10 protein-coding genes are annotated in these 16,656 nt (G+C 52.0%); 6 read left to right on the forward strand and 4 right to left on the reverse strand.

Going from position 1 to position 16,656, the window contains the following annotated elements; genetic code table 11:
- Positions 1–5: 5 nt before the first annotated feature.
- Positions 6–2,855 (reverse strand): two-component system sensor histidine kinase RcsC, encoded by a 2,850-nt coding sequence (gene rcsC / locus EL29_RS11205; protein WP_013026490.1) that lies wholly within the window; start codon positions 2,853–2,855, stop codon positions 6–8.
- A gap of 217 nt (positions 2,856–3,072) precedes the next feature.
- Positions 3,073–5,715, reverse strand: coding sequence for a DNA topoisomerase (ATP-hydrolyzing) subunit A (gene gyrA, locus EL29_RS11210; RefSeq protein ID WP_013026491.1), 2,643 nt, complete (start codon positions 5,713–5,715; stop codon positions 3,073–3,075).
- 460 nt (positions 5,716–6,175) lie between these two features.
- On the opposite strand from gyrA, the gene EL29_RS11215 reads away from it, so the two are divergent.
- The 5 genes from EL29_RS11215 (at position 6,176) to yfaE (ending at position 12,682) form a co-directional block, all read left to right on the forward strand.
- Positions 6,176–6,760: a hypothetical protein gene (locus EL29_RS11215; protein ID WP_028715399.1), complete on the forward strand. Its 585-nt coding sequence runs from the start codon at positions 6,176–6,178 to the stop codon at positions 6,758–6,760.
- Positions 6,761–7,736: 976 nt separating this feature from the next.
- Entirely contained in the window at positions 7,737–8,465 is a 729-nt protein-coding gene (gene ubiG, locus EL29_RS11220) for a bifunctional 2-polyprenyl-6-hydroxyphenol methylase/3-demethylubiquinol 3-O-methyltransferase UbiG (protein ID WP_014605384.1), read from the forward strand.
- A 459-nt stretch (positions 8,466–8,924) separates the two neighbouring features.
- Positions 8,925–11,210 (forward strand): class 1a ribonucleoside-diphosphate reductase subunit alpha, encoded by a 2,286-nt coding sequence (gene nrdA, locus EL29_RS11225; RefSeq protein ID WP_013026495.1) that lies wholly within the window; start codon positions 8,925–8,927, stop codon positions 11,208–11,210.
- 78 nt (positions 11,211–11,288) lie between these two features.
- Complete coding sequence (gene nrdB / locus EL29_RS11230) at positions 11,289–12,419, forward strand: class Ia ribonucleoside-diphosphate reductase subunit beta (RefSeq protein ID WP_014594159.1); 1,131 nt, start codon at positions 11,289–11,291, stop codon at positions 12,417–12,419.
- Between the two features lie 2 nt (positions 12,420–12,421).
- Positions 12,422–12,682 carry a class I ribonucleotide reductase maintenance protein YfaE gene (gene yfaE / locus EL29_RS11235; RefSeq protein WP_014605383.1) on the forward strand — a complete coding sequence of 87 codons (261 nt, stop codon included), beginning with the start codon at positions 12,422–12,424 and terminating at the stop codon, positions 12,680–12,682.
- A gap of 236 nt (positions 12,683–12,918) precedes the next feature.
- Here the strand turns inward: yfaE and EL29_RS11240 are convergent, their stop codons facing one another.
- Positions 12,919–14,115 carry a nicotinamide mononucleotide deamidase-related protein YfaY gene (locus tag EL29_RS11240; RefSeq protein ID WP_028715401.1) on the reverse strand — a complete coding sequence of 399 codons (1,197 nt, stop codon included), beginning with the start codon at positions 14,113–14,115 and terminating at the stop codon, positions 12,919–12,921.
- Between the two features lie 199 nt (positions 14,116–14,314).
- Positions 14,315–14,626 carry a stress response protein ElaB gene (gene elaB / locus EL29_RS11245; protein ID WP_015699853.1) on the reverse strand — a complete coding sequence of 104 codons (312 nt, stop codon included), beginning with the start codon at positions 14,624–14,626 and terminating at the stop codon, positions 14,315–14,317.
- Between the two features lie 343 nt (positions 14,627–14,969).
- Between elaB and EL29_RS11250 the strand changes: the two genes are divergently transcribed.
- Positions 14,970–16,628, forward strand: coding sequence for a glucan biosynthesis protein D (locus EL29_RS11250; protein WP_019105998.1), 1,659 nt, complete (start codon positions 14,970–14,972; stop codon positions 16,626–16,628).
- The last annotated feature ends 28 nt before the right edge of the window (positions 16,629–16,656 follow it).

Here is a 16,656-nt window from a genome sequence, read left to right on the forward strand (position 1 = left end):
CCCTGCTACCCTACCCGCGTTTTCCTTACCCGCTCTGCATAAATGCCCAGCGTTGTTTTCAACACGTCTAAGGTCACCGGCTTAGACAAACAGTTGTCCATCCCTGCATCCATGCAGCGCTGTTTTTCTTCTGCCAGCGCGTTGGCGGTGACGCCGACTACCGGGAACACGTGCCCCAGCTGGCGCAGCCGCTGCGTCAGGCGATAGCCATCCATATTCGGCATGTTGACATCGGTAAGCACGATATCGATGTTATTACGACTGAGAACGTTTAACGCATCGACGCCGTCCTGGGCGGTCTTGACCTGATAACCGAGGGTGCCAAGCTGTTCTGATAGCAGCATACGGTTGATAGGATGATCGTCAACGATCAGTACCATAATGTCGTCATTATGAATTTTCTCTTCCACCGGACCGTCTAGCGCCAGGCCATCATTCACCTCCGCGTCAACCGTAATCCGGTAAATGCGCGCCAGCAGCGTGGGTAACTCATGCAGGGTTGCCGTGCTGTGGATCCAGCGTCCCGTCTGAGGCTCACGAGGCATGTCCACGTGCGAACCGTCAAAAGTGATAACCGCCCGCACTGGCGCGTGGATGTCGGGCACGTAATCTGTCAGCACCACATCATCACTGCCCGGCTGGGCCTGATATTCAGCAACCTGGATACCATGCTGCTTTAGCAGCCGTTCAAGGTACTGCGCCAGATATTCATTGCGCATCGCCAGCCAGATTTTCTTATCCTGTAAGCCGTCCAGCAGCGGAATGGAAGGCTGTTTACCGTTGTAGATCGGAATACGGACAATAAACTGGCTTCCCATTCCCGGCTCAGACTCAACCTCAATGTCACCGTCCATCATGTTGATCAGTTTTTCACAGATCGCCAGCCCCAATCCGGTCCCCTGGAAATTACGCTGTACGCCGTTGCCCACCTGGAAAAAGGGATCAAACAGTCGGGTCAACTCTTTAGCCGGAATACCCACACCGGTATCACGCGTGCGGAACGCCAGATAGCCTTGTGTGACATAGGCATGCAGAATAATACAGCCCGTATGGGTGAATTTAATGGCGTTATTCAGCAGGTTAGAAATCACCTGCTGCAGTCGCAGAGGATCACCATCAAGTGCCTGCGGAACATCGTGCTCGATATAGCAGTAAAGCGTCAGGCGCTTCTTCACCACCAGGGAGAGATAGTTTCCGACAATATGGGTGATTACTTCGCGCGGCGAGAAAGGTCGCGGCTCTATTTTCAACTGTTCCGATTCAATTTTGGAGAAGTCGAGAATATCGCTGATGATCTTCAACAGCAGGCTGGAAGAGTTATTCATCGCGGTCACCAGCGAGTCTATACCGCTCGGCAGCTGCCGCGTCTGCAGCAGATCCAGGTTACCAATGATGCCATACAACGGCGTACGAAGTTCGTGACTGACCGTTGCCAGGAACATGGATTTCGACTGGCTGGCCTGCTCTGCCGCGTGGGCCATTTCCTGTAAGGATTGCTCCATGCGCACGCGGGCGGAAACATCCACCAGCACACAGATCGCCACGTTTTCATTGCGGTAGCGGGAATGCACAAAGCTGATTTGCAGGTTAGTATTACTGCCCGTCAGGACATCAACAAAGTTAACCTGCTGCCCGCCGATGATCTCATTTAATCGCTTACGGTCTTCCTGCGTCAGCAGCGTCAGATAGTTGTGTGCCAACTCGTTACTGAGAATATTGGTACCATCGCTGGTGCGTAAAATGCAGATCCCTACCGGCGCTGAAGCGACAATTTTACGGTTAAACTGCTCGTGCTCTTCCAGCCGGTGTGCGTTTTCTTCCGCTGGCAAAAACATGCGTCTCTCAAACAGCCAGGCAAGCGTAAACAGCAGGATAGCGCTCAGGATATTCAGCAACAGGGCATTGATCATCATCAGTTTGAGCTGATCGACCAGCACATCGGTAGAGACCGACCACACCACGTTAAGATTCGACGGTGGCAACGGTTTTTTCAGCACCAGCTGACGGTAACCGTCAAGATAGCCAAACCAGGTTTTATCATCAGGCAATTCATTTAATGAAAAGCCCAAACCGCCCCGGCGCGAGGTCAGGAGCGGAGCGTAATTTTCATCCGTAATCGTTGCCGTGACGGGCAGGCTACCGGGCTGAATAAACGCATCAAGCTGGATATTTTGCTCGACGCCCAGCAGGGCCTGAAGTTTATCCGCCACGTAGATCGGCATGATAACAGAGAAGTTTCCTACGCCTGGCTGGGCGCTGCTGTTTACCCAGTAGACCGGGTTGCGACGCTCCTCTTCCGAACTGTTGCGGTAGCGCTGAAGGTTTTCCTGCAACAGCTTGAGGCTGTTATCGCGGTTAACGTTGTTACCAATAGCAAAATCCGCCAGACACTTGTTATCGCCACCAATGAGGAACACCCGGTTGAGCTCATAAGATGAGGCGAAATGACTCCTCCAGTAATTGATATAGTTACTGAGTGAGTCCAGTGAGTTGCGCCAGGTCGCGCTCATGGCGGTGCAGTCATCACTGGAAAAAAGGGGGGTAAACTGCGGTTGAATCGTCTTTCCTGCCGTTGACCGATCTGAGGCTTCTCCCCCGCCGCTGGCGCTGGTGAGGTGGTTTTCAGCGATGAACTTAAGCTCGCGCATCTTGCCCGCTGAGAGGCGAACGTACCAGTCAATTGTGCCGTAGTTGCCAGCAAATTCCTGCCGTACCTTGTTCTCTTTATCGTGAAGTACGCTAATGATGTAGAAGGTGGTCAGCACCGCGCCCAGTAGCCAGATTAGCAGCGCCAACGCGCGAAACAGATAGCGCGAAATGCGAAGCGTCGTGCGGAAAGAGACTAGATATTTCAAAGGTAACTCGCAGGTGGCAAGGTTAGTCGCATCGTGGGATTTTTAATGGTCATACACTAGCTTTATCGCAGCAAAAAAGCCAGTCGGTGACGGGCACCGGGCGCAGTTTGGGACTATTTGCCCCTGAGGAAATCATCCTTTGCCAAACCTGCCGCAAAAAAAACGGCAGGTCGGGTGATCCCTGACCTGCCGTTGCTCTTAACGTACGACGCGCTAATTACTCATCGTCGTCCGCTGCGGGTACGTCATCGTCGTCATTGTCGACTTCAGGTACGATATCGTCATCCCCTTCAGCCACGCTGCCGTCGATAGAGTCCAGCTCTTCTTCTTCCACCGGCTCAGCCACGCGTTGCAGTCCGACCACGTTCTCGTCCTCTGCCGTACGAATCAGAATCACACCCTGGGTATTACGGCCCACGATGCTGACTTCAGACACACGGGTTCTCACCAGGGTGCCGGCATCGGTGATCATCATGATCTGATCGCTGTCGACCACCTGCACTGCACCAATCACCGGTCCATTACGCTCGGTCACTTTGATGGAGATCACGCCCTGCGTCGCACGGGATTTGGTTGGATACTCACTGTTCGCGGTACGCTTACCGTAGCCGTTCTGCGTCACGGTGAGAATTGCGCCCTCTTCACGCGGCACAATCAGGGAAACCACACGATCGTTTTGCGCCAGCTTGATACCGCGTACGCCCGAGGCCGTACGGCCCATGGCACGCACGGCAGATTCGGCGAAGCGAACCACTTTACCGGCGGCCGAGAACAGCATCGCCTCGTCGTTACCGTTGGTCAGCGCTACGCCAATCAGCTCGTCATCATCGCGCAGGTTAATGGCGATGATACCGGCGCTGCGTGGACGGCTAAACTCCTGCAGACCGGTTTTCTTCACCGTGCCGCTCGCGGTTGCCATAAAGATATTGAAGCCTTCGGTGTATTCGCGCACAGGCAGAATCGCCGTGATACGTTCATTCGCTTCAAGCGGCAACAGGTTGACGATTGGACGTCCACGTGCCCCACGGCTGGCTTCCGGCAGCTGGTAAACCTTCATCCAGTAGAGTCGGCCACGGCTGGAGAAGCACAGAATCGTATCGTGGGTGTTTGCCACCAACAGACGATCGATAAAATCTTCTTCTTTAATGCGGGCGGCAGACTTGCCTTTGCCACCGCGACGCTGCGCTTCGTAATCACTCAGCGGCTGATATTTTACATAGCCCTGATGCGACAGCGTGACGACCACATCTTCCTGATTGATCAGGTCCTCGATGTTGATGTCTGCGCTGTTCGCAGTGATTTCCGTGCGGCGCTCATCGCCGAACTGATCGCGCATCAGTTCCAGTTCTTCACGAATGACTTCCATCAGGCGCTCAGAACTTCCCAGGATGTGGAGCAACTCCGCAATTTGATCCAGCAGCTGTTTGTATTCATCCAGCAGCTTTTCATGCTCAAGCCCGGTCAGTTTCTGTAAACGTAAGTCCAGAATGGCCTGAGCCTGCTGTTCAGTCAGGTAATATTTACCCTCACGAATACCAAACTGCGCTTCCAGCCACTCTGGGCGGGCAGCATCATCACCGGCACGCTCCAGCATGGCAGACACGTTGCCCAGATCCCAGGATTGTGCGATCAGGCCCGCTTTCGCTTCGGCAGGCGTGGGCGCACGGCGGATCAGCTCAATGATCGGATCGATGTTAGCCAGCGCAATCGCCAGGCCTTCAAGGATATGCGCACGATCGCGAGCTTTGCGCAGTTCAAAAATCGTACGACGCGTAACCACTTCACGACGATGGCGAACGAAGGCTTCCAGAATCTCCTTCAGCGCCATAATCTTCGGCTGGCCCTGATGCAGCGCCACCATGTTGATACCGAAAGAGGTTTGCAACTGAGTCAGTGAATAGAGGTTGTTGAGGACGACTTCACCAACCGCATCGCGCTTGATTTCAATGACAATACGCATGCCGTCTTTATCAGACTCATCACGCAGCGCACTGATGCCTTCAACGCGTTTTTCTTTCACCAGCTCGGCGATTTTCTCAATCAGGCGCGCTTTGTTCACCTGATACGGCAGTTCGTGAATGATGATGGTTTCACGCCCGGTTTTGGCGTCCACTTCCACTTCACCACGGGCACGGATATACACTTTACCGCGACCGGTGCGGTAGGCTTCTTCAATGCCGCGACGACCGTTAATGATGGCCGCTGTCGGGAAGTCAGGCCCCGGAATGTGCTCCATCAGCCCTTCGATGCTGATGTTTTCATCTTCGATATAGGCGAGGCAGCCGTTGATCACTTCACGCAGGTTGTGCGGTGGAATGTTGGTTGCCATGCCGACTGCGATACCGGACGCACCGTTTACCAGCAGGTTAGGAATTTTGGTGGGCAGAACGTCAGGGATCTGCTCGGTGCCGTCGTAGTTCGGAACGAAATCAACGGTCTCTTTTTCCAGGTCAGCTAACAGGTCGTGGGCGATTTTGGACATGCGCACTTCGGTATAACGCATCGCCGCAGCGGAGTCGCCGTCGATGGATCCGAAGTTGCCTTGACCGTCCACCAGCATGTAACGCAGGGAGAAAGGCTGGGCCATACGTACAATGGTGTCGTAAACGGCAGAATCACCATGGGGGTGATATTTACCGATAACGTCACCGACGACGCGGGCAGATTTTTTATAGGGTTTGTTCCAGTCATTACCCAGTTCGCTCATCGCGTATAGTACGCGGCGATGTACTGGCTTCAGGCCATCACGCACATCGGGTAAAGCTCGGCCAACGATGACCGACATGGCGTAATCGAGGTAAGAATTTTTTAACTCTTCTTCGATATTAACCGGTGTAATTTCTCTCGCAAGGTCGCTCATGGAGCCGCTATCCCTCTACTAATCCCGGATTTTAAAGGTGCGAAAGTATATCACACAGGCGCACGTGAGGGGAAAGTAAAGCATCGTTAAGGACGAGGTTTTTCATCCCCGACAGAGTCAATTTTGATACGGGAAAGTGCAACGCAAAAAGATTCTTCGCTAGATGCGTGCAAAGAAAGTGGCCTGTGCTCGACGAGCAGGACATTGAGGTTAGCATGACGAATATACCGTTCTACAGAGCCGCCTCAAACCCCCAGTCTAAACTGTTGTTAATCTGCCTCAGCCTTCCATTAAGAGTACGATTTAGGACAGAGGCCAAAACCACCTAAGAAAAATCTTAAAAAACTCTCAATATTATTAATCCCACTGTTTTCCATTCAACTGTTCCTTCTTTGCTGCTTCAAAATCAAGGTGTAAGTGGTATGCTAATCAGAAAATTATATCTGCCATCGGTTACTGTATGAATATATCACTAGTTGAATCCACAGGACTCTATTACATCATTGAGCGCATTTATCCTCGCGATGGACTCATTCCTGATGGTTTTTCTTTCGGCGGAATTTCTCCATCTCTAGTTCAGGTCTACCGGATGGTGATCAGCTTATCCAAAAAGCAAGATATGTATATGGAGGGCAAAAAAATCAATCCTGCAGATATCACCCTTTGGCAAACCATTAAGTATTCTTTCGGCGCTCCAGTACACACAAAATACACTGGCGATTTAGTTTATACGCTTGCATTTTCAGGGTCTTTAGCCTCATTTTCACTTTTGCCTGATTCTGATGTTCTGGATATTCCTAAAAATTTAACTAAGCCTAGAACAACCAGATTTTCACCAACAGTTAATTACGGCAAGGACCCTATCCCTAATATTATTCTATATGGAAATAAAAATGTGAAATTCACTATGGACAATGGAGGGATTGATACCCCCACTGCAATGGCTAAATACAATAGCAATACGAAAGAAACAAAATTCATTACTGATAAAACTGAATTAGCAAAATCAATGTTTGACATGAAAAAACACGGTATAAAGCTATGATTAAAAAAAACTTTATTTTTTCAACCGTGTTACTATCGCTAATTCTGTTTAGTATTGGATTTACTTTCAACTATGAAATATTAACGCTGGGATCTGCATGTCAGGAAACACTAACGGATAATATCAGCAGTTTATTTTATAACAAGTTGATTACAGGATTGACTTTTTCAATTTATTTATTAATTTCAGCTCTAATCCTTAGAAAGAAAAACAACCGTTTCATTAAACTTATAACACAACAAATTCTTCAATTTTCGATTTCGTTAGTTCTGATAATAGTGACGTATCAAATAAAATCCTCTCCATGTGAAACTATCACTACAGGTTATCCGTTGCCTGCCGCACTGGCAATTTTGTGCGGTTTTGTCATTAGTATTGCGCTAGTGTTAAAAAGGAGAGCACCTTGATTTTTAAAACCATTAAAAAAGGGTTCAGACTTTGCATGAACTACGAAGAAAAGGATTCGAAACTCGAATATCTCATCTTCCTTGTTTTCCAGATAGCCTGGTTTTCACTCTATCTGTCCTTTCTGGCGGACGATTCTCTTTCAATACTTCTTATCATTGCATTTATTATGCCGGTTATTTCCAGCAGTTTGCGGTGCCTTAACTATCTCAACAGAAGTCGTGTGATTGGTTTTCTGTGGATACCTTTTCCCTATTTCATGGCGTTAATCCCTTTGTTATTGACAAGGAAAAAATAACTTAAGCGTGCTTTTTGCCTCGCCTTTTTCCATCCTGTCCACCTCCACTACAGGTCATATTTATTTTCCGGCCGTCAGTCTGATAGTGCCGATAACGCAATCACACATCAGATGCTCCCACCTGACGGCTTACAAATGGGACATTCTATTCAGCTATCATGCATTTCAATTTAAGGCGAGTCGGGGAATGACTGCTGACTCTTCAGTCTACGGCCCCGGCCAGCTTGAGGTATACTCCCAACCATCAACGCTATTAGCCGGAGTAACAAGGTTATGATTTCAACTTCACAGGAAAGCGGTCAGAACGTTGACCATAAGGAAATTGCCAAGTTTGAGGCCGTTGCCTCGCGCTGGTGGGATCTGGAGGGCGAATTTAAACCGCTGCACCGTATTAACCCTCTGCGGCTGGGCTATATTGCGCAACACAGCAACGGGCTGTTCGGCAAGAAAGTTCTCGATGTTGGCTGTGGCGGCGGCATCCTGGCCGAAAGCATGGCGCGGGAAGGCGCGGTGGTCACCGGGCTGGATATGGGTGCCGAACCGCTGGAAGTGGCGCGTCTGCATGCCCTGGAGAGCGGCGTCACACTCAGCTATGTGCAACAGACGGTGGAAGAGCACGCCAGCCAACACGCGGGCGAATACGATGTGGTGACCTGCATGGAGATGCTAGAACATGTGCCCGATCCGCGTTCGGTGGTGCACGCCTGCGCGCAGTTGGTGAAACCCGGCGGTGAGGTGTTCTTCTCGACTATCAACCGCAATCCTAAAGCCTGGCTGATGGCCATTTTTGGTGCTGAATATGTGCTGCGCATGGTGCCGCGCGGCACGCATGATGTGAAAAAATTTATCCGCCCTTCTGAGTTGCTGGGCTGGGTCGATGAAACACCGCTTCGTGAGCGCAATATGATTGGCCTGCACTACAACCCCATCACCGATAAGTTTCGTCTGGGTAACGGTGTGGATGTGAACTACATGATACACACGCATCACGGCGACGCCTGATAATCCTGCAGCGTGCGGCTCTGCCCTGCCCACGCTGCTGTCATCCTGTTGTCATCTGCGCAGGTTAGCGTTTCCGTGGGGCGGATCCAGGGCATTGGCTGAGACGGTATCTGCACGTTTTGCTCTCCCGCGCTGAGGTGTTGGAAAAGTTAGCGCAATGTTTGAAAAATCAGCGGTCGATCATAAATTGCAATATTTTCTCTGAATGGTTGACACGACCTGCGGCCTTACGAGACGCGGCTTAAGAAAACCCTCAGAAAATACAACCCCCGCAGACATCATTTTTTCCTCTTGTTAAGCGCCAGCAAAATACTAGAATAAGCCTCCATATTGTTATGCATATCGTCAACAACCCCAAGATGTAGTGTTTATCCACAACATTATTCACAATGAATATGCTGTGTATAAATCGGGATTTCTTTTAATTATTGGATACTCACGCAAAGGTAAAAACGCGACATGAACCAAAGTCTGCTCGTTACTAAACGCGATGGCCGCCAGGAGCGCATTGATCTCGACAAAATTCACCGTGTCCTCGACTGGGCGGCCGAAGGGCTGAACAATGTGTCGGTTTCACAGGTAGAGCTGCGTTCCCACATTCAGTTTTATGATGGCATCAAAACGTCTGACATCCATGAAACGATCATCAAGGCCGCTGCAGACCTTATTTCTCGCGATGCCCCTGACTATCAATACCTTGCCGCCCGCCTGGCAATCTTCCACCTGCGTAAAAAAGCTTACGGTCAGTTTGAACCGCCCGCGCTGTACGATCAGGTTGTTAAGATGGTCGATCTGGGCAAGTACGATCGCCATCTGCTGGAAGACTACAGCCGTGAAGAGTTCGAGCAGATGGATGGCTTTCTCGACCACTGGCGCGATATGAATTTCTCCTACGCGGCCGTGAAGCAGTTAGAAGGCAAATACCTGGTTCAGAACCGCGTCTCCGGTGAGATCTACGAAAGTGCCCAGTTCCTGTATATCCTGGTCGCCGCCTGCCTGTTCTCAGGTTATCCGCGCGATACGCGTATGGATTACATCAAGCGTTTCTACGATGCGATCTCGACCTTCAAAATCTCGCTGCCAACGCCCATAATGTCGGGAGTGCGTACGCCTACGCGTCAGTTCAGCTCCTGCGTGCTGATTGAGTGCGGCGACAGCCTGGATTCGATCAATGCCACCTCCAGCGCCATTGTGAAATACGTTTCTCAGCGCGCGGGCATTGGTATCAACGCCGGACGTATCCGCGCGCTGGGCAGCCCTATCCGTGGTGGCGAAGCATTCCACACGGGCTGTATCCCGTTCTATAAGCACTTCCAGACTGCGGTGAAATCCTGTTCGCAGGGCGGCGTTCGTGGCGGCGCAGCCACGCTGTTCTACCCAATGTGGCACCTGGAAGTCGAAAGCCTGTTAGTGCTGAAAAACAACCGTGGCGTTGAAGGCAACCGCGTGCGTCATATGGACTATGGCGTGCAGCTCAACAAAATGATGTATCAGCGTCTGCTTAAAGGCGAAGACATCACGCTGTTCAGCCCGTCAGACGTGCCTGGCCTGTACGATGCCTTCTTTGCCGATCAGGATGAGTTTGAGCGCCTCTACACCAAATATGAAAAAGACAGCAGCATTCGCAAGCAGCGAGTGAAAGCCGTGGATCTGTTCTCGCTGATGATGCAGGAACGCGCCTCAACGGGCCGTATCTACATCCAGAACGTCGATCACTGCAACACACACAGCCCGTTTGACGCCAGCATCGCGCCGGTTCGCCAGTCTAACCTGTGTCTGGAAATTGCGCTGCCGACCAAGCCGCTGAGCGACGTCAACGACGAGAACGGTGAAATCGCGCTGTGTACGCTGTCAGCGTTCAACCTGGGCGCCATTGACAGCCTGGACGATCTGGAAGAGCTGGCGACCCTGGCGGTACGTGCGCTGGATGCCCTGCTCGATTATCAGGATTACCCGATTCCTGCCGCACAACGCGGTGCGATGGGCCGTCGCACGCTGGGTATTGGCGTGATTAATTTTGCTTACTACCTGGCGAAGCACGGCGTGCGTTACTCCGACGGCAGCGCCAATGGCCTGACGCACAAAACCTTTGAAGCCATTCAGTATTACCTGCTGAAAGCCTCAAACGAGCTGGCGAAAGAGCAAGGTGCCTGCCCGTGGTTTAATGAAACCACCTATGCGCAGGGCGTACTGCCGATCGACACCTACAAGAAAGATCTGGATGCGATTTGCAATGAGCCGCTGCACCTGGACTGGGAAACCCTGCGTGAGCAGATTAAAACCCACGGTCTGCGTAACTCAACGCTTTCTGCGCTGATGCCGTCTGAAACCTCATCGCAGATTTCAAACGCCACCAATGGTATTGAGCCGCCGCGTGGTCATATCAGCATCAAGGCATCCAAAGACGGTATTCTGCGTCAGGTGGTGCCGGAGTATGAGCGTCTTAAAGATCAGTACGAACTGCTGTGGGATATGCCCTCCAACGACGGTTACCTGCAGCTGGTTGGCGTGATGCAGAAATTTATCGATCAGGCGATTTCGTCTAACACCAACTACGATCCGTCACGCTTCCCGAATGGCAAAGTGCCGATGAAGCAGTTACTGAAAGATCTGCTGACCGCCTATAAGTTCGGCGTGAAGACGCTCTATTATCAAAACACCCGTGATGGTGCGGAAGATGCGCAGGATGATCTGGCACCTTCTATTCAGGATGATGGCTGCGAAAGCGGCGCCTGTAAGATCTGACGGTCGGGCGGGAGCCATTCCCGCCCACATTTTCCCGCGAGGCCGGTGCTGAGCCTCGTCTACATTGGACAGTTTTTTATGGCTTACTCCACTTTTTCTCAGAATAAAAATGACCAGTTGAAAGAGCCGATGTTTTTCGGTCAGTCCGTTAACGTGGCCCGTTTTGACCAGCAGAAATACGATATCTTTGAAAAGCTGATCGAAAAGCAGCTTTCGTTCTTCTGGCGTCCTGAAGAGGTCGATGTTTCACGCGATCGTATCGATTACCAGGCCCTGCCCGATCACGAAAAACACATTTTTATCAGCAACCTGAAATATCAGACGCTGCTGGACTCCATTCAGGGACGCAGCCCTAACGTGGCGCTGCTGCCGCTGATCTCCATTCCTGAGCTGGAAACCTGGATCGAAACCTGGGCATTCTCAGAGACAATCCACTCACGCTCCTACACCCACATCATTCGTAACATCGTAAACGACCCGGCGGTGGTGTTTGACGATATCGTGACCAACCAGCAGATTCTGGCACGTGCTCAGGATATCTCGCAGTACTACGATGATCTGATTGAGATGACCAGCTACTGGCATCTGTTAGGTGAAGGCACCCATCAGGTTAACGGTAAGTCCGTCACCGTCAGCCTGCGTGCCCTGAAAAAGCAGTTGTATATCTGTCTGATGAGCGTCAACGCGCTGGAAGCCATCCGTTTCTATGTCAGCTTTGCCTGCTCGTTTGCGTTTGCCGAGCGTGAGCTGATGGAAGGCAATGCGAAAATCATCAAGCTGATTGCCCGCGACGAAGCCTTACATCTGACCGGTACTCAGCACATGCTAAACCTGCTGCGCACTGGCGAAGACGATCCTGAGATGAAAGAGATCGCCGCCGAATGTCGTGAAGAGTGTTTTGAACTGTTCAAAAAAGCGGCACTACAGGAAAAAGAGTGGGCGGAATACCTGTTCAGCGGCGGTTCGATGATCGGCCTGAACAAAGATATCCTGTGTCAGTATATTGAATACATTACCAATATTCGTATGCAGGCGGTTGGCCTCGATCTGCCTTTCGAAACGCGTTCTAACCCGATTCCCTGGATCAACGCCTGGCTGGTGTCGGACAACGTACAGGTGGCCCCGCAGGAAGTGGAAGTCAGCTCCTATCTGGTCGGTCAGATTGACTCCGAAGTGGGCGAAAACGACTTCGACGATTTCCAGTTGTAATGATGAGCCGTTCCGTTGTTATTCTGCGCAGTTCCGGTACCCGACTGGAGGGCGCAGACGATCACCCTAACCTGCTGACGATGCTGGAAGCCAACAACCTGTGTGTTGAATTCCAGTGCCGTGAGGGCTATTGCGGCTCCTGCCGGATGCGGCTACTGAGCGGCGAAGTCGACTACGCGGAAAAGCCGCTGGCGTTTATTGAGCAGGGCGAGATCCTGCCCTGCTGCTGTAAGGCGAAGGGCGAGATCGAGCTTGAACTCTAGGCACGCATCTCAGGCAGTTAAAAAACCGTCATTCCAACCGAATGGCGGTTTTTTTTCTGGCGCTGGCTCAGGGAATACGGGCAATCACCTTGATTTCAAAATCGAAGCCTGCCAGCCAGGTGAGATCAACAACGCCACGTCCGCAGCATAAAACCGTCAGCGCGCGCCGCTTAACGTTTTGTCGGCGCTTTCATAAGACAGGCTTGGCGACGCCAGCCCCTTACGTAAGCTCAGGCTTAGTGCTTCACCGTTTCGATCACATCGATCCAACCGTGCCCTGTGCTTACCTCACTGCCGTGTAGCCAACGGCGCAACATGTTCATCGCCATCATCGCCACCACTTTTTGCCGGGTTTCCAGATTATGACGACCGTGGTTAAACTTCACGCGTTGTCCCCAGGTCGCCTCCGGCGTGTGTAGCGCAACGGAAATCTCGCCTTCGCTCAGGTTGCCGACCGACAGGGCCAACGGCGTCTGCAGCCTCGCCGCCAGCGCCTGCGTGCGCATCACCTGTACCTCAAGGCTTTCGTCCTGCTGCGGCAGAATTTCGGTGGCGCTCAGGGGAACCTCAGCCGAAGCCAACTGCCAGTTGAGTAACCCCGCCGTGTACTGCTCGCTGATTGCGAGACGTAGGTTACGTTGATTCAGTTCTCGCGCCAACAGCGCAGGCAGCCCCTCCAACCCTTCAAAAATCGTGCATTCCGCCAGCAGTAAACGCACCTGCTGCCAGACCTGCTCCATCGCCACGCGCTGTGAGGCAGGCCCGGTGAGCTTAATTTCGATAATGGGCATTGATGAACGGTAGCCCATCAACACGTTTTCCGGCAGCGCCAGCGGCTCCAGTTCATTAGCAATATCGCTTTCACCCCGACCAAAGGTCGTCAGCCGCAGGCACAGCGGCGGCTCTGGCAGGTCAAATTTATTTTTCAGGCGGGGGATGATTTGTTGTTCAACCATCACTTTAAATTCAGAGGGTACGCCGGGGGTAAAAAACAGCCAGCAACGGTTGAGCTGCAGGGCAAATCCACAGGCGGTGCCGACCGGATTATCGAGCATTTCGGCATTGGCAGGAATTTCGGCCTGTTTGCGATTGCTGTCGGCCATCACACGTCCACGACTGGCGAACCAGGCTTCCATAGTTTCAAGCCAGGCTTCCTGCATCACCAGTTCAACGCCACTCGCCATCGCAGCCGCCTGGGCGCTAAGGTCATCAGATGTGGGCCCCAGGCCGCCGTTAACGATGAGCACATCCGCTTCAAGACTACGTGCCTGTAAGGTCTCAACCAGGGACGACAGGGAATCACCTACTGTTGTACGGCTGGTCATCGGCATTCCGTGCTGAAACAACACATCAGCCAGCCAGGCCGCGTTGGTATCGACGATTTGACCGTGTAACACTTCATCGCCCGTGGACAGCATTTCGACTCTAATCACGTTCTTTCTCCTTGTGCCATTAGGTTCACTTTAGAAAGCCCCTGCGTAAAACACAATCTGTAAGGGAGATTTAGCGTCGAATAAGGCCGCGTCTGGCGAGAGGATAAGGAGGAGATAAGAAGCAGGCAAGGGATGTTGAGAAAGCGCAAACGGACAGGAGTGAGCCTGCCCGTTGTACGTATTGCACTACGCGTTTAGCTTAACGGCGAGCCAGCAGCAGGCCTAAAACCAGCCCTGCCGTTGCACCGATACCGATGCCCTTCCACGGTTTCTCATGGACGTAATCGTCGGCACGGTAAGCAACCTGTTTAGCACGATAGTAGTAGCTATCGGACGCCTGACTAACACGTGACTTTACATCTTCCAGCGCTCGTTCAGCTTTGGTTTTCAGTTCGATGTATTTCTGGTCGGCCGGATCCCCTGATGACTTCAGCACTTCTTCCAGCGTTTCGGTCAGCAGTGCGATATCGTCGTCATAGCCTGTTTCAAAAGATTCAGTCTGTTTTACCATCATTTCCTCCATGTGAATTGCAAAGCACCTGGTTAACTATAGTCACAAAACAGGGCTTTGCGTGGAACTCCGCCAGGAATTGCCTGAAAATCAGCGTGAGTAAACAAAACGGCAGTGAATCTGTGTCACGCTGGGCGCTACGCAAAGAAGTGTAAGAGATGGCCTGCTGGCAGCGATTTCGCTTCGCTTATTTGATTTATCTGATAAATTTTCAACGAAATGAATTTTTATCTACGCCGACTGTCGTACCCAGCTGTTGCCTGTAATAATCAGGCCATGTGCATATCAATGCGCTGACACGACAGTCACAGCAAACTCGAACAGCTAAGGAATGATCTCTGGCATGAATCGCAGAATGTTTATGAAAGCGTCAATGGCCTTTTCCGCCGTAAGCGGTATGACAGGCTTATCAACGCTGTTCGCGCAATCCGCCTGGGCAGATGATGGCATTGCTGACGGAACCGCAGTACGCTTCGATTTCGATGAGTTGAAGAAGAATGCGGCCGCGCTGGCTAAAAAACCCTGGGGCGGCGCACCCGGCCCCCTTCCCCCCACGTTGGCAACCCTGACACCACAGGCATACAACGACATTCAGTATGATGCCAACCACTCTCTGTGGAACAATATTCCCAATCGCGAACTGGATGTGCAGTTCTTCCACGTAGGCATGGGATTTAAACGCCGCATCCGCATGTTCTCTGTGGACAGCGCCAGTCGTGAAGCACGCGAAATTCATTTTCGTCCTGAGTTGTTTAACTACAACGATGCCAAAGTCGATACCAAACAACTGCAGGGTAAAACGGATCTTGGCTTTGCCGGTTTCCGCGCCTTCAAAAAACCTGAGCTAGCCCGCCGCGACATTGTCTCGTTTCTGGGTGCCAGCTATTTCCGCGCGGTCGATGACACTTATCAGTACGGCCTGTCCGCGCGTGGCGTGGCCATCAACACCTTCAGCAACGGTCAGGAAGAGTTTCCAGACTTTACGGCCTTCTGGTTTGAAACGCCGAAAGCGGAAGACACCACTTTTACCTGCTATGCCTTACTGGACGGTGCCAGCATCACCGGGGCCTATAAGTTTGTCATTCACTGCGAAGCAGAACGCGTGGTCATGGAGATTGAGAATCATCTCTTTGCCCGCAAGGACATTCGTCAGTTAGGCATCTCGCCGATGACCAGCATGTTCAGCTGCGGCACCAACGAACGCCGGATGTGTAACACCTATCATCCGCAGATTCATGACTCCGATCGCCTGGCGATGTGGAGCGGCAAAGGTGAATGGATTGCCCGGCCGTTAAATAATCCTCAGCGCCTGCAGTTCAACGCCTACGAAGACGAAAACCCGCGCGGCTTTGGCCTGCTCCAGCTTGACCATGACTTTGAGAACTATCAGGACGTGATTGGCTGGTATAACAAACGCCCAAGCCTGTGGGTGGAACCGGTAGGCAAATGGGGCAAAGGCGCCATTAACCTGATGGAAATTCCAACCACCGGCGAAACGCTTGATAACATCGTCTGCTTCTGGCAGCCCGCAGAGCCGATCAAAGCCGGTAGCGAATACAATTTTGCCTACAAGCTTTACTGGAGCGCCCTGCCGCCCGTTCAGAGCGATCTGGCCCGCGTAGATGCGACCCGCACCGGCATTGGTGGTTTCCCCGAAGGCTGGGCGCCGGGCGAGCACTTCCCGGATGTCTGGTGCCGCCGTTTCGCTGTGGACTTTATCGGCGGCGACTTGCAGGCAGCCGCACCGAAAGGCATTGAACCGGTGATTACGGTTTCCTCAGGCACCTTTAAACAGGTAGAGATCCTGTATGTCGAACCGATAAAAGGTTACCGCATCCTGTTCGACTGGTATCCCAACAGCGACAGCGTACAGCCCGTCGAGATGCGCCTGTTCCTGCGCACCAAAGACGAAACCCTGAGTGAGACCTGGCTCTATCAGTATGTGCCACCGCCGCCGGACCAGCGTAAATACGTTGACGATCGCCAGATGACCGTAAGCTAACGCTTCCCTCTCACGTGAAATGCATCTC

The sequence above is a fragment of the Pantoea ananatis LMG 2665 genome, assembly GCF_000710035.2.
Classification (GTDB): Bacteria; Pseudomonadota; Gammaproteobacteria; order Enterobacterales; family Enterobacteriaceae; genus Pantoea; species Pantoea ananatis.